Annotated in this window: 11 protein-coding genes and 1 tRNA gene; 5 read left to right on the top strand and 7 right to left on the bottom strand. The window is 70.3% G+C overall.

The window, feature by feature from the left end; all coding sequences use genetic code 11:
• Nucleotides 1-82 precede the first annotated feature (82 nt).
• Together ABZ154_RS24935 and glmS are read left to right on the top strand one after the other, a co-directional pair.
• A complete protein-coding gene (locus ABZ154_RS24935) occupies nt 83-358 on the top strand; it encodes a hypothetical protein (protein WP_003968990.1) in 276 nt (91 codons plus the stop codon).
• An 86-nt stretch (nt 359-444) separates the two neighbouring features.
• Complete coding sequence (gene glmS, locus ABZ154_RS24930) at nt 445-2,274, top strand: glutamine--fructose-6-phosphate transaminase (isomerizing) (RefSeq protein WP_356836083.1); 1,830 nt, start codon at nt 445-447, stop codon at nt 2,272-2,274.
• A 176-nt stretch (nt 2,275-2,450) separates the two neighbouring features.
• On the opposite strand, the gene ABZ154_RS24925 is transcribed toward glmS, so the two are convergent.
• Nucleotides 2,451-2,972 (bottom strand): universal stress protein, encoded by a 522-nt coding sequence (locus ABZ154_RS24925; RefSeq protein ID WP_026241330.1) that lies wholly within the window; start codon nt 2,970-2,972, stop codon nt 2,451-2,453.
• Between the two features lie 895 nt (nt 2,973-3,867).
• Between ABZ154_RS24925 and ABZ154_RS24920 the strand changes: the two genes are divergently transcribed.
• The 3 genes from ABZ154_RS24920 (at nt 3,868) to ABZ154_RS24910 (ending at nt 5,897) form a co-directional block, all read left to right on the top strand.
• Nucleotides 3,868-5,088, top strand: a complete 1,221-nt coding sequence (locus ABZ154_RS24920; RefSeq protein ID WP_030574665.1) for a helix-turn-helix domain-containing protein — start codon at nt 3,868-3,870, stop codon at nt 5,086-5,088.
• 10 nt (nt 5,089-5,098) lie between these two features.
• Nucleotides 5,099-5,704 (top strand): oligoribonuclease, encoded by a 606-nt coding sequence (gene orn, locus ABZ154_RS24915; RefSeq protein ID WP_356836081.1) that lies wholly within the window; start codon nt 5,099-5,101, stop codon nt 5,702-5,704.
• 120 nt (nt 5,705-5,824) lie between these two features.
• Nucleotides 5,825-5,897, top strand: a tRNA-His gene (locus ABZ154_RS24910).
• A gap of 62 nt (nt 5,898-5,959) precedes the next feature.
• Here ABZ154_RS24910 and ABZ154_RS24905 read toward each other — a convergent pair.
• From ABZ154_RS24905 to ABZ154_RS24880, 6 genes are all read right to left on the bottom strand, one after another.
• Nucleotides 5,960-6,550, bottom strand: coding sequence for a lytic polysaccharide monooxygenase auxiliary activity family 9 protein (locus tag ABZ154_RS24905; protein WP_356836079.1), 591 nt, complete (start codon nt 6,548-6,550; stop codon nt 5,960-5,962).
• Between the two features lie 164 nt (nt 6,551-6,714).
• The gene (locus ABZ154_RS24900) at nt 6,715-7,749 is read right to left on the bottom strand and encodes a LacI family DNA-binding transcriptional regulator (RefSeq protein WP_356836077.1); all 1,035 of its coding nucleotides are present in this window, start codon (nt 7,747-7,749) and stop codon (nt 6,715-6,717) included.
• Between the two features lie 174 nt (nt 7,750-7,923).
• A complete protein-coding gene (locus tag ABZ154_RS24895) occupies nt 7,924-9,381 on the bottom strand; it encodes a GH1 family beta-glucosidase (RefSeq protein ID WP_356836075.1) in 1,458 nt (485 codons plus the stop codon).
• 86 nt (nt 9,382-9,467) lie between these two features.
• The gene (locus ABZ154_RS24890) at nt 9,468-10,388 is read right to left on the bottom strand and encodes a carbohydrate ABC transporter permease (protein ID WP_356836074.1); all 921 of its coding nucleotides are present in this window, start codon (nt 10,386-10,388) and stop codon (nt 9,468-9,470) included.
• 14 nt (nt 10,389-10,402) lie between these two features.
• The gene (locus ABZ154_RS24885; protein WP_356836072.1) at nt 10,403-11,407 is read right to left on the bottom strand and encodes a sugar ABC transporter permease; all 1,005 of its coding nucleotides are present in this window, start codon (nt 11,405-11,407) and stop codon (nt 10,403-10,405) included.
• A 180-nt stretch (nt 11,408-11,587) separates the two neighbouring features.
• Entirely contained in the window at nt 11,588-12,913 is a 1,326-nt protein-coding gene (locus ABZ154_RS24880) for an extracellular solute-binding protein (protein ID WP_356836070.1), read from the bottom strand.
• Between the last annotated feature and the right edge of the window lie 383 nt (nt 12,914-13,296).

Genomic DNA, 13,296 nt, shown 5'->3' with positions numbered 1-13,296 from the left:
CCTTCACGCCTTTCCTGGTCCCTCCTGCCCGATATCGGGCAGATTTCTTGCATAAGAGCGCCCCGGCGCGCAATATCGACGGGTGCTTGAACGCCGCTCGTCGCACGACGACCTCATCGATCACCTCGTACGCTCCACCGCGCTCCAGCGCGGTGAGGCGGCCCGGGTGATCCTCGACGTGCTGGCGTACTTCGACGAGAGCACCGACGACTTCGTCCGGCGCCGGCACCGCGAACTGCAGTCCGGCGGCCTGGTCAACACGGAGATCTTCGAGCGGATCGCGGCCGAGCTGCCGCACCGCGCCGTGGCGCCGCCGGAGCTCTCGCTCCGCCAGCTGCGCCGCATCGTCTACGGCTGACCGGCCGCGGCAGGCCGGCCGGGGCGCCCGTGCGGGGCGCCGAGCGCACGCATGTACGTGTACGTCGAGGAGGGGCAGAGAATCTCATGTGCGGGATCGTCGGATACATCGGAAAGCGTGACGTGGCACCGCTGCTGCTGGAAGGCCTGCAGCGGCTGGAGTACCGGGGGTACGACTCCGCGGGCATCGTCATCACCAGCAGGACGGCGGCGGGCAAGCCCGGCACGCTGAAGATGGTCAAGGCCAAGGGCCGGGTCCGCGAGCTGGAGGCCAAGGTCCCCAAGCGGTTCGCCGGCACCACCGGCATCGCGCACACCCGCTGGGCCACCCACGGCGCCCCGAGCGACGAGAACGCCCACCCGCACCTGGACGCGGAGAACAGGGTCGCCGTCGTCCACAACGGGATCATCGACAACGCCTCCGAGCTCCGCGCCAAGCTCACCGCCGACGGCGTCGTCTTCCTCTCCGAGACCGACACCGAGGTGCTGGTCCACCTGATCGCCCGCGCCCAGGCGGACACCCTGGAGGAGAAGGTCCGCGAGGCGCTTCGCCACGTCGAGGGCACTTACGGCATCGCGGTGATGCACGCCGACTTCAACGACCGCATCGTGGTCGCCCGCAACGGCTCCCCCGTCGTCCTCGGCATCGGCGAGAAGGAGATGTTCGTCGCCTCCGACGTCGCCGCCCTGGTCGCCCACACCCGCCAGGTCGTCACGCTGGACGACGGCGAGATGGCCACCCTGAAGGCCGACGACTTCCGTACGTACACGACGGAGGGCTCGACCACGACGGCCACGCCGACCACTGTGGAGTGGGAGGCCGAGTCGTACGACATGGGCGGCCACGACACGTACATGCACAAGGAGATCTTCGAGCAGGCCGACGCCGTCGACCGGGTGCTGCGCGGCCGGATCGACGACCGGTTCTCCACCGTGCACCTGGGCGGCCTCAACCTGGACGCCCGTGAAGCGCGCGGGGTGCGCCGGATCAAGATCCTCGGCTGCGGCACCTCCTACCACGCCGGCCAGATCGGCGCCCAGCTGATCGAGGAGCTCGCCCGCATCCCCGCCGACGCCGAGCCGGCCTCCGAGTTCCGCTACCGCAACCCGGTCGTGGACCCCGACACCCTGTACGTGGCGGTCTCCCAGTCGGGTGAGACGTATGACGTGCTGGCCGCCGTCCAGGAGCTCAAGCGCAAGGGCGCCCGCGTCCTCGGCGTGGTCAACGTGGTCGGCTCCGCGATCGCCCGGGAGGCCGACGGCGGTACGTACGTCCACGCCGGCCCCGAGGTCTGCGTGGTCTCCACCAAGTGCTTCACCAACACCGTGGTCGCCTTCGCGCTGCTCGCCCTGCACCTGGGCCGCATCCGGGACCTCTCGGTCGCCGACGGCAAGCGGATCATCGACGGGCTGCGCCGGCTGCCGGAGCAGATCAGCGAGATCCTGGCGGGCGAGGACGAGATCAAGCGGCTGGCGGCGGAGTACGCGGACGCCAAGTCGATGATGTTCATCGGCCGGGTGCGGGGCTATCCGGTGGCCCGTGAGGCCTCGTTGAAGCTCAAGGAGGTCTCGTACATCCACGCCGAGGCCTACCCGGCCTCCGAGCTGAAGCACGGCCCCCTCGCCCTGATCGAGCCCGCGATGCCGACCGTGGCGATCGTGCCGGACGACGACCTGCTGGAGAAGAACCGGGCCGCGATGGAGGAGATCAAGGCGCGCAGCGGCCGTATCCTCGCCGTCGCGCACCAGGTCCAGGAGAAGGCCGACCACACCATCGTCGTACCGAAGAACGAGAACGAGCTGGACCCGATCCTGATGGGCATCCCGCTCCAGCTCTTCGCCTACCACACGGCCCTCGCGATGGGCCGGGACATCGACAAGCCGCGCAACCTGGCGAAGTCGGTCACGGTCGAGTAATCGGAGGTCGCGTACGCGTACGTGAGTCGGGCCCCGCACTGCCGTGATGACGGTGCGGGGCCCGACTCGTCTTGTGGCCAGGGGTTCTGGCGGGCCCTCAGGGGCTGTCAGGGGGCGCGGACGACCGGGCCCTCAGGGCTTGTCAGGGGGCGCGGACGACCGGGCCCTCAGGGCTGTCAGGGGATGACGACGACCGGGCGCTGGGCGCGGCGGGCGAGGCGGCCGGCCACCGAGCCGAAGATCCGGCCGACGATGCCGTGCGTGGAGCCGACGACGATGGCGTCGGCGGAATACTCGCGGCCGACCTCCTCCAGCTCGTGGCAGATGTCGCCGCCGCGCTCCACCAGCACCCAGGGGACGTCGGAGAGGTAGTCCGCGCAGGCCAGCTCCAGGCCGAGGACCTCGGTGCGGTGGTCGGGGACGTCGACGAAGACGGGGGGCTCGCAGCCCGCCCAGACCGTCGTCGGGAGCCGGTTGGCCACGTGGACGATGATCAGGCCCGAGCCCGATCTGCCGGCCATGCCGATCGCGTAGGCGAGGGCCCGTTCGCTGGAGGTGGAACCGTCGAAACCGACCACGACTCCGTGCCGGAAGGCGGGATCGCACGCATGGCGTGCTTCTTCGACCGTCCGCGGCTCCGACCGGGGGTCGGCTACCTGCTTGCGGTCTTTGGGTTCAGGGATTTCGTGACCGGCCATCGGTGTCTCGGCGAAGAGAGTCCTCGTGAGGAGGGAGCGGTTTCGAGAGGTCCATCAGCTGGTGGTGTGGCTCTGTCCGGGAATCATCTTCCCAACCCCATACCCCCAAGGGTACGGCGTCACTCCTCAGCTGCCCAGACCCCCGCAAAAGCACGCGTGACGTTGGAGGGAGCATGCCCGAGGCGGCCCGGTATGGCAATGCCGGTTGTGTCGTACACGGGCCTCGGAGGGCCCGGAGGAGGGTGACCGCCCTGTTTTCCGGGGCGCCCGGGGGACCGCACGGACCACGGAGGCGCCGCCGCGGGGGCAATGCCGGCCGTCGGCCCGCACCGCCGATTCTGTGCGCCCGCCGCCCATCGGTCGGTAATCCGGTTGCCGCCGCCTCGGGGAGCGGCCACATCCCGGCAGCCCGCCATGTTCGGCCCCGGCGCCCCGAACACGCCACGTCTCACCGGACCGAGGGAGCGCACCGGGGCGTTCGTCAGGCGGAAGTTGTGCGCCCGGCGTGACTGGAACCCGCGCACGCAACCGTTTGTTTTCAGCCAACTTCGCATCGTGACCGAACCCTTCGCGGAATGGCCGGACAGCCCACCACCCACCAGGCAGGAAGAGACCGCGCGGTACGCTTTCACCCGACGCGGACGGGCCACGTTCGTGAAGGGCACTTCCCTGTGCGCTTCGCGGGTGAAACGCTTCGTGATCGAACGCTTCAAGCCACGTTTCCTTATCGACATAGCGCCGGTGGGGGAAGGTGTCACGGCGGGGCCACACGACGCAGTAGATTCGATCTTGAAAATCGGGGACTGGGGAAACGTGCGAAACCGAGGGGAAACGTGCAGGAGCGGCAGGCCCGTAAGGACCAGGGAGACGCGAACACCGAGGGGGGCTTAGCGTCATGAGCCAGGACTCCGCCACCGCGACGGAGGCCGCACGCAAGCTGACCGGGCGGCGACGCCGGGAAGTCGTTGCCGTGCTGCTCTTCAGCGGCGGCCCTATCTTCGAGAGCTCCATCCCGCTCTCCGTTTTCGGAATCGACCGGCAGGACGCGGGAGTTCCCCGCTACCGACTGCTGGTCTGCGGCGGCGAGGACGGACCGCTGCGGACGACGGGCGGACTCGAACTGACCACGCCGTACGGCCTGGAGGCGATCAGCAGGGCAGGCACCGTGGTCGTGCCCGCCTGGCGGTCGATCACCTCGCCGCCGCCCGCCGAGGCACTGGACGCGCTGCGGCGCGCCCACGAGGAGGGCGCCCGCATCGTCGGCCTGTGCACGGGAGCCTTCGTGCTCGCGGCGGCCGGACTGCTGGACGGCCGACCCGCCACCACGCACTGGATGTACGCGCCGACGCTGGCCAAGCGCTATCCGTCGGTGCACGTCGATCCGCGCGAACTCTTCGTGGACGACGGCGATGTGCTGACCTCCGCCGGGACGGCGGCGGGTATCGATCTCTGCCTGCATATAGTCCGCACCGACCACGGCACGGAGGCGGCGGGCGCGCTCGCCCGCAGGCTCGTCGTGCCGCCGCGGCGCAGTGGCGGGCAGGAGCGCTACCTGGACAGGTCTTTACCCGAAGAGATCGGCTCCGACCCGCTCGCCGAGGTCGTGGCCTGGGCGCTGGAGCATCTGCACGAGCAGTTCGACGTGGAGACGCTCGCGGCGCGCGCCTACATGAGCAGGCGGACCTTCGACCGCAGGTTCCGCTCGCTCACGGGGAGCGCACCGCTCCAGTGGCTGATCACCCAGCGGGTGCTTCAGGCACAGAGGCTGCTGGAGACCTCCGACTACTCGGTCGACGAGGTCGCCGGCCGCTGCGGCTTCCGCTCACCGGTCGCGCTGCGCGGGCACTTCCGCCGCCAGCTCGGCTCCTCCCCCGCCGCGTACCGGGCCGCCTACCGGGCCCGTCGTCCGCAGGGGGTGGCGGAGAGCGCCGCGACGGTACTGGAGACGGTCGTGCCCAGCCAGGGCTCGCCATCGGGCCGCAGGGGCGCCCCGGTGCCCTCCGGCGCCCCGGTCTCCGTATCGGCGTCGGCGGGCTCCTCGGAGCACTCGCTGCCGGTCCCCGACGCGTACGTTCCCGGGCGCCCGGCCCTGCCGGGACAGCGGAGCGCCCCGTAGGGTGGGGCGCATGAACGACCGCATGGTGTGGATCGACTGCGAGATGACCGGGCTCTCGTTGACGGACGACGCACTCATCGAGGTGGCCGCACTGGTCACCGACTCGGAGTTGAACGTGCTCGGCGACGGGGTGGACATCGTGATCCGCCCGCCGGACGCGGCCCTGGAGACCATGCCCGAGGTGGTGCGGCAGATGCACACCACCTCGGGTCTCCTCGACGAGCTGGCCGGGGGCACGACCCTGGCCGACGCCGAGGAACAGGTCCTGGCATACGTCCGCGAGCACGTGAAGGAGCCGGGCAAGGCCCCGCTCTGCGGAAACTCGGTCTCCACCGACCGCGGGTTCCTGGCGCGTGACATGCAGAAGCTGGAGGGTTACCTCCACTACCGGATCGTGGACGTGTCCTCGGTCAAGGAGCTGGCGCGCCGCTGGTACCCCCGGGCGTATTTCAACAGCCCCGACAAGAGCGGCAACCACCGGGCGCTGGCGGACATCCGTGAATCCATCGCGGAGCTGCGCTACTACCGGGAAGCGGTCTTCGTCCCGCAGCCCGGCCCGGACTCGGAGCGCGCCAAGGAGATCGCGGCGCGCCATGTGGTCCGCGCCACACCGTAGAAAACCGCTGGTCACGGGCGTGTGAGCGCCCGCGGACCGGCCCCGGGAAACGGGGGCGCGAGCACCCTCCCGAACCCTGTACACTTTTTCTCGGCCGGTCGGAAACGACCGGGCGACATGGTGGGTATAGCTCAGCTGGCAGAGCACCTGGTTGTGGTCCAGGATGTCGCGGGTTCAAGTCCCGTTACTCACCCTGAGGGAAGGGCCCCGGTCTTCGGACCGGGGCCCTTCTTCATGCCTGGGTTCCGCCGCCGGTCAGAACGTGACGTCGGAGCAGGCGTAGAAGGCGTTGCCGGTGTCCGAGATGGTCCAGACGCCGAGGATCAGGTGCTTGCCCGACTTCTGCGGCAGGGCTCCCGCATGGGTGACCGTGGCGCCCGGCCGCCGGCCGCCGAACGGCACGGTCAGGAAGGGCTGCGGCTCCAGGTCGGCGCGGGTGAGCGGCTTGGCGGGGTCGTACCCGTCCTTGGTGACGTAGTACCGGAAGTCGGTGGTGGCGTGCCGGGCGGTGATCCGCCACTGGAACGTGTGGCTCTGCCCGGCCCGTACGGCGGAGGCGGGCCAGCCCCCACCGCGCGGGTCGTCCAGCTCGGCGAACCGCTGGTTGCCTCCGGCACAGATCAGCCCGTCACGGGGGCCGCCGGCCGGGAACCCCTTGGGGCCCTCGACGCTCGGCGGCTCCCACTGGATCTGCCCGCAGTTACGGACGGCCCCGTTGCCGCAGAGCTGCTGCCGGCTGACGGGCGAATCGGTGTAGCCGTGACCCTGCGCGCTGCCGGAGGTGGCCAGCAGGGAGACCCCGGCGACGCCGAGGCCGAGGAGTAAGGCGGTGATCTTTCTGCGCATGCGGTGCTCCTGAGGTGAGGGGTGGAGCTTGCGGACAGATGGATCGGTGGCCGGACGGGCGCGACGGCTCGCCGCACTTGGTCTAGACCAAGACGAGGCTAGTCCTGCCTACTGGTCATGTCCATACCAATGACGGCCACCGCCACCACGTGCCGCGACAGCCGTTACGAGGAGTCCCGGACCACCAGTTCCGTGGGCAGCACCACCGTCGGCCGCTCCTCCCCCACGGGCCCCGCGATCTCCTCCAGCAGGAGCTGGGCCATCCGGCGCCCCATCTCCTCGATCGGCTGGCGGACGCTGGTGAGGGCCGGGTGCATGTGGCGGGCGACCACCGAGTCGTCGAAGCCGATCAGGGCCACGTCCTCGGGGATCCGGCGGTCCGCCTCGCGCAGGACCTGGCGGGCGCCTGCCGCCATCACGTCGGAGGCCGCGAAGACCGCGTCCAGGTGGGGGCGGCGGGCCAGGAGTTCGCGCATCGCCCGCGCGCCGCCCTCCTCGGTGAAGTCGGCGGGAGCGATGAGGCGTTCGTCCGGGGGCAGGCCCGCGGCGGCGAGGGCGGCGCGGTAGCCGTCGAGGCGGCGCTGGGCTCCGTAGACCTCCAGGCGGCCCGTGATGGTGGCGACCGAGCGGCGGCCCCGGGTGATCAGGTGCTCGACGGCCGCCCGCGCCCCGTCGAAGTTGTCCGAGTCGACCGAGGCCAGCGGTTCGGCCGCGTGCCGGGCGCCGCTGATCACGCAGGGCATGCCCAGCTGTTCCAGCAGTTCGGGCAGCGGGTCGTCGGCGTGCACCGCGACCAGGAGGACCCCGTCGACCCGGTGCGCGGTCAGGTACTGGGCGAGCCGGCGGCGCTCGCGGTCGTTGCCCGCGAGCGTGAGGAGCAGCTGCATCTCGGTGTCGGCGAGAGCCGCGCCTACGCCGCGCACTATGGCGGAGAAGTACGGCTCGGCGAAGAAGCGGGTCTCCGGCTCCGGCACCACCAGCGCGATGGCGTCGGTCCGGTTGCCGGCGAGGGCGCGGGCCGCCCGGTTGGGGACGTAACCCAGCTCGGCCACGGCCGCCTCGACCGCCTCGCGGGTCGCTTCGCTGACCCGGGGCGAGCCGTTGATGACCCGGGAGGCGGTGCCTCGGCCGACCCCGGCACGTGCCGCCACCTCTTCGAGCGTGGGCCGCCCGCCGTTCCGTACTCGCGCTGCCGCCATGGCTGCCTCCCCGTCCCCGGTCAATTTCTCACAGCCGTACAGTCAATCCAAGTCCTGGATCGATCACTCCGACGAGCGTACGGACAGTCTATTGGGAGCGCTCCCAAGGCCGGGTGGCGGCATGGCGTGGGCCCCGGTCAGGGGTGACCGGGGCCCACGGCTTAGCGCAGGAGGTCAGACCTCCGGCGGCAGCCCGTGCCGCGCGATCACCTCGCTGTACCAGTGGGCACTCGACTTGGGTGTGCGGCGCTGGGTCTCGTAGTCGATGTGGACCGCGCCGAACCGCTTCGCGTAGCCGTACCCCCACTCGAAGTTGTCCATCAGCGACCAGAGGAAGTAGCCGCGTACGTCGGCTCCGTCGGCCACCGCCCGCTGTACGGCGGCGAGATGGCCGTGCAGGTAGGCGATGCGCTCCGGGTCGTGGACCCGGCCGTCCGCGTCCGGGACGTCCTCGAAGGCCGCGCCGTTCTCGGTGACCATCAGCGGCAGGCCCGGGTTCTCGCGGGCGACGTCCATGAGGAGGGCGTGGAGGCCGTTCGGGTCGACCGACCAGTTCATGGCGGTGAGCGGCTTGCCCTCGGCGAGGTGGAACGCCACGTGCTCGGATCCCGGCCACGGGGAGTGGTCGCTGCTGCCGTGGCCGTCGTTGCGGGTGTCCCCGGCGCCGGAGGGGGGCGTGGAGACGATCGTGGGCGTGTAGTAGTTGACGCCGAGTACGTCGATCGGGCGGGCGATCGCCGCCAGGTCGCCGTCGTGGACGAGGTCCGTCCAGTTCACCAGGCGGTCCGTGTCCGCCAGCAGGTCCTCCGGGTACGCGCCGTGCAGCATCGGGCCCGTGAAGATCCGGTTGCCCACCGCGTCGATCCGGCGCGCCGCGTCCGCGTCGGCCTCGCTGGCGGTCAGCGGGCGCACCTGGTGGAGGTTGAGGGTGACCGAGGTCTGCGCGGCAGCGGGGAGATGGGTGCGCAGCGCCTCGGTCGCCCGGCCGTGGGCCAGGTTGAGATGGTGGGCGGCCCGCAGCGCGGCGGCCGGTTCGGTTCGGCCGGGGGCGTGGACCCCGGAGCCGTAACCGAGGAAGGCCGTGCACCAGGGCTCGTTGAGCGTCGTCCACATCCCGACCCGGTCTCCGAGGGCGCGCGCCATGATGGCGGCGTAGTCGGCGAACCGTTCGGCCGTCGCGCGCTCGGGCCAGCCGCCCGCGTCCTCCAGCTCCTGGGGCAGGTCCCAGTGGTAGAGCGTGGCGACGGGCGTGATGCCGGCCTCCAGCAGTTCGTCGACGAGCGAGCGGTAGAAGTCCAGGCCGCGCTCGACGGCGGGGCCCCGGCCGGTGGGCTGGACGCGGGACCAGGAGACGGAGAAGCGGTAGGCCTTGAGGCCGAGCCGCTTCATCAGCGCCACGTCGTCCCGGTAGCGGTGGAAGTGGTCGGCGGCCACGTCTCCGGTGTCGCCGCCGAGGACCTTGCCGGGGGTGTGGCTGAAGGTGTCCCAGATGGAGGGGGTGCGGCCGTTCTCGGTGGCCGCCCCCTCCACCTGGTACGCGGCTGTGGCGGCGCCCCAGACGAAGCCCGTCGGGAAGGGCGCGGGGGCGGCAGAGGCCTGGTGCGGGGCGGTGTCGGATCGTACGACTGTCATGTGGGAGCGCTCCCAGGGAGTAGAGAAGAGTAGAGGGGAGGAGTGAGGTGCAGGGGCGGTGCGGTCGGGGCCGACCGCACGTGACGTCAGCCCTTGACCGCGCCGGACATGATCCCGCCCACGATCTTCTTGCCGAAGATCACGAACACCGCCAGCAGCGGCAGCGTGCTGATCAGCGCGCCCGCCATGACGATGGACTGGTCGGGGGTGTACGAGGCGCTGAGCTGGCCGAGGGCCACCTGCAGGGTCGGGTTCTGCTGGTTGAGGGCGAGGTAGGGCCAGAAGAAGTCGTTCCACGCCTGGACGAAGGTGAGCATGCCGAGCACCATCATCGCGGGGCGGGCCACCGGCAGCACCACGCTCACCACGATGCGGAAGTTGTTCGCCCCGTCTATCTTGGCCGCCTCGATGAGCTCGTACGGCAGCGCCTCGATCAGGTACTGGCGCATGAAGAACACGCCGAACGCGCTCACCAGCGTCGGGAAGATCACCGATTCGAGCTGCCCGCCCCAGCCGAGGCCGGACATCATCATGAAGAGCGGGACCACGCTGAGCTGCGGCGGGATCGTGAGCGTGGCGATGACGGCGGTCATCAGCCAACCACGGCCCCGGAAGCGCATCTTGGCGAACGCGTATCCGGCGAGCGTGCAGAAGAAGAGCGTCGCGGCAGTGATGGACGACGAGACGATGATGCTGTTGACGATCGCCTTGCCGAGGTTGGCCTGCTCCCAGGCCGTCCGGACGTTCTCCACCAGTTGGCCGCCCGGCAGGAACGGCGGGGTGGAGGCGAGGACTTCGTCCTGGGTGCGGGAGGCCGCCACCAGGGTCCAGTAGAGCGGCAGCAGTGAGCCGAAGCCGATGACGGCGAGCGCGATGTACGCGAACGGGCCGCCCTTCATCTGCTGGCCGGCGCCCATCCTGAAGCGGCTGGGGCGCTGCGGGGCGCTGTTCTTCGGGGCCGGCGCGAGCTTCACGGGGGCGGTGGACGTGGGGCTGGTCATGGTCATGGAATCGCTCCCGGTCAGACCGCGGAATCGGACTTGCGGACGTAGCGGCCGATGAGCCAGTTGGCGCCTGCGATGAGGAGCAGGAGCGCGAGCATCGCCCAGGCCACGGCGGCGGCCGGACCGAGATGGCCGAGGTTCCAGCCGTAGTTGTAGAGGTAGATGCTGAGCGTCTCGTACTGGTTCTCGTTGCCACCGGTGGCGCCGAGCGCGCCGCCCTCCAGCAGCAGCGGCTCACCGAACAGCTGCATGGAGCCGATGGTCGAGATGACGATCGTGAACAGGATCGTCGGCCGCAGCGAGGGGATGGTCACCTTGCGGAACTGCTGCCAGCGCGAGGCGCCGTCCAACGAGGCTGCTTCGTAGAGGTCGCCCGGGACCGCCTGCATCGCCGCCAGGTAGATCAGCGCGTTGTAGCCGGTCCAGCGCCAGATCACGATGATGGAGATGGCGAGCTTCGACGTCCAGTGCCCGTTCGCCCAGTTGACCGGGTCGAAACCGACGAGGCCGAGCGTCCAGTTGAGCAGTCCGCCGTCCGCCCGGAAGACCAGCGCGAAGACGAGGGCGGCCGAGGCGACGGAGGTCGCGTACGGCGTGAGGATGATCGTGCGCCAGAACGTGCTCGCGCGCAGGCGGTAGTTGAGCAGGTGCGCGAGGCCGAGGGCCACCAGGAGCTGCGGGACGGTCGAGATGACACCGATCAGGAAGGTGTTGCTGACCGACGTCCAGAACTCGGGGTCGTGCAGGATCTTGTCGAAGTTCGCCCAGCCCACCCACTCCATGCTGTCCAGACCGGTCATCTCCACCCGGTGCAGGGCGATCCAGCCGGTGTAGATGAGCGGGTAGAGACCGAAGGCCCCGAAGACGAGGAAGAACGGCGCGATGTACGCGTACGGGGACGCCTTGTCGTCGAACCGCCACAGCCGACTGCGCCACAACTGCCGCCGCTCGGACGGTGGTTCATTCTGCGGTTCGCGGGGCGGGGTTGCGTATGCGTCCCGGGTGGTGGTCGAGGTTGCCACGGGCGGGAGTCCTTCCCTGGAGGCGCCGGCGGGCGGCTGGGTGATCGGGCGGCGGTACGGACGAGAGGCCGGCCGGGGCGGGCGGGCGCGGCAGGAGTCGCCTGCCCGCCCCGGCGCGCGGCCTGGCCAGGCCAGCCGCATCGCGGCCGGACCGGACCGGCCGCGTGCGACCGGATCAGGTCAGCCGATCGCCTTGTCGATCGTGCGGACCGCGACGTCCCAGGCCGCGTCCGGCTTCGTCCCACGCTGCTCCATGTTGTTGATCTGCGTGGAGATCGAGTCCTTGATCACGCCGTCCTTCGGGCCGAGCACCGCCTCGGGGATGGACTTCGCCCCGTCCGCGTAGATCTGGCCGATGGGGGCGTCGTTGAAGTACGGCAGGGTGGCGCTCTTCACGTCGGGCAGCTCGTAGGCGCCCTGGTTGGAGGGGAAGACCCCGATGGCCTTGAAGACGGCGGCCTGCTGTGCGGGGGCGGTCAGCCACTTGACGAGCTTGGTGGCCTCGTCGACGTTCTTCCCGGACTTCGGTACGGCGAGGAAGGAGCCGCCCCAGTTGGCGGAGGTCTCGCCGGGGGCGCTGGTGATGTCCCACTTGCCCTTGTTGGCGTCACCGGCGTACGTGGAGATCTGGCCGGCCATCCAGGCGGGGCAGACGACGGTGGCGACGGTGCTCTTGCGCAGGGCCGCCTGCCACTGGTCCTCGAACTGGGCCAGGCCCTGCGTCAGCTTCTTGGACGCGGCCTCGGCGGCCAGGTCCCAGCCCTTCTGGACGCTGGCGCTCTCCTTGTAGACGGGCTTGCCGCTCGCGTCGTAGTACTGCTCGGGGCTGGAGCTGACGACCGCGTTGAACATGGCGCTGGCGGAATCCATGAAGTACGTGCCCTTGGGCGCCTTCTTCTTGTACTCCTCGCCGAGCGCCAGGAAGTCCTCCCAGCCGCCGGCCGTCCGCTTGGCGACCTCGGCGCGGTCGGTGGGCAGGCCGGCCTTCTCGAACAGCTCGCGGTTGTAGCAGAGGGACATGGGGCCGATGTCGGTGCCCGCGCCGATCACCGCGCCGTTGGGGGCGGTGGCCTGCTTGGCCTTCCACGACACCCACTCGTTGACGTCGATCGCCTTGGAGAGGTCGGCGAAGGAGTCCGCCTTGGTGTCGACGATCTCCTTGATCCGGCCGACCTCGATGCCCTGGACGTCGGCGAGGCCACTGCCCGAGTTCAGCTGCTGGAGCAGCTTGGGGTAGTAGTTCTTCTCCTCGGCGGTGGTGTCCTCCTTGACCGTGATCTTCGGGTTCAGCTCGTGGTACTTCTCGAAGAGCCCGGCCTCCTTGTACCCGAACTGGCCGAAGTCGGCCACGGTCAGCGTGATGTTGCCGTCGGCGTCGGCCCCCTTGCTGCCCGAGTCGGACGAGCCGCCGCAGCCGGTGAGCAGCAGGGCGGTGACCGTCAGGCCCGTGGTGGCCACGATCGCGGTTCTCCGGCGTCGACCGGCAACGCTGCGGGTGATGCGCATTCCACTGCTCCTTGTTGCGGGGAAGTCCTACGGGAAGGAAGCGCGCGGGAACCCCTGCCCTAGTTGTGGGAGCGCTCCCATGCGCCGATGCCGGAAGGTTGCTGCCTCAAGGGGGTGGGTGTCAAGAGTTGAAGACGATTCCGTTGCCGAAGGATGTCCACCGCGTCACGTGAGGGCGTCGGACCCGGCCACCCGTCGAGAGGTGAACGGGGGTTGCCGGAGCGGGGCGAAGCGCCGGGCGGTCCCGCCCTTGCCGATTCAGCGCCTTATGTCCCCTCGGCCGAGCGCCTTCGCCGCCGACTGAGCGGCGGGCTGGTGGCGCTTCCGGCCCGTCCGGCGCTCGAGGGCATCCTTCGGGCGCCGAAAAGGGGCGCGCCCCGGCC

The sequence above is a fragment of the Streptomyces sp. NPDC006261 genome (genome assembly GCF_040613515.1).
Lineage (GTDB): Bacteria > Actinomycetota > Actinomycetes > Streptomycetales > Streptomycetaceae > Streptomyces.
This window is presented reverse-complemented; position numbering and strand designations above follow the sequence as displayed.

What these genes read in the sequence shown, in the direction of transcription:
- glmS (WP_356836083.1), top strand. Translation starts at nt 445, where the DNA reads ATGTGCGGGATCGTCGGATACATCGGAAAGCGTGACGTGGCACCGCTG.
- ABZ154_RS24925 (WP_026241330.1), bottom strand. Translation starts at nt 2,972, where the DNA reads ATGGCCGGTCACGAAATCCCTGAACCCAAAGACCGCAAGCAGGTAGCC.
- ABZ154_RS24905 (WP_356836079.1), bottom strand. Translation starts at nt 6,550, where the DNA reads ATGCGCAGAAAGATCACCGCCTTACTCCTCGGCCTCGGCGTCGCCGGG.
- ABZ154_RS24900 (WP_356836077.1), bottom strand. Translation starts at nt 7,749, where the DNA reads ATGGCGGCAGCGCGAGTACGGAACGGCGGGCGGCCCACGCTCGAAGAG.
- ABZ154_RS24880 (WP_356836070.1), bottom strand. Translation starts at nt 12,913, where the DNA reads ATGCGCATCACCCGCAGCGTTGCCGGTCGACGCCGGAGAACCGCGATC.
- orn (WP_356836081.1), top strand. Translation starts at nt 5,099, where the DNA reads ATGAACGACCGCATGGTGTGGATCGACTGCGAGATGACCGGGCTCTCG.
- ABZ154_RS24890 (WP_356836074.1), bottom strand. Translation starts at nt 10,388, where the DNA reads ATGACCATGACCAGCCCCACGTCCACCGCCCCCGTGAAGCTCGCGCCG.
- ABZ154_RS24920 (WP_030574665.1), top strand. Translation starts at nt 3,868, where the DNA reads ATGAGCCAGGACTCCGCCACCGCGACGGAGGCCGCACGCAAGCTGACC.
- ABZ154_RS24895 (WP_356836075.1), bottom strand. Translation starts at nt 9,381, where the DNA reads ATGACAGTCGTACGATCCGACACCGCCCCGCACCAGGCCTCTGCCGCC.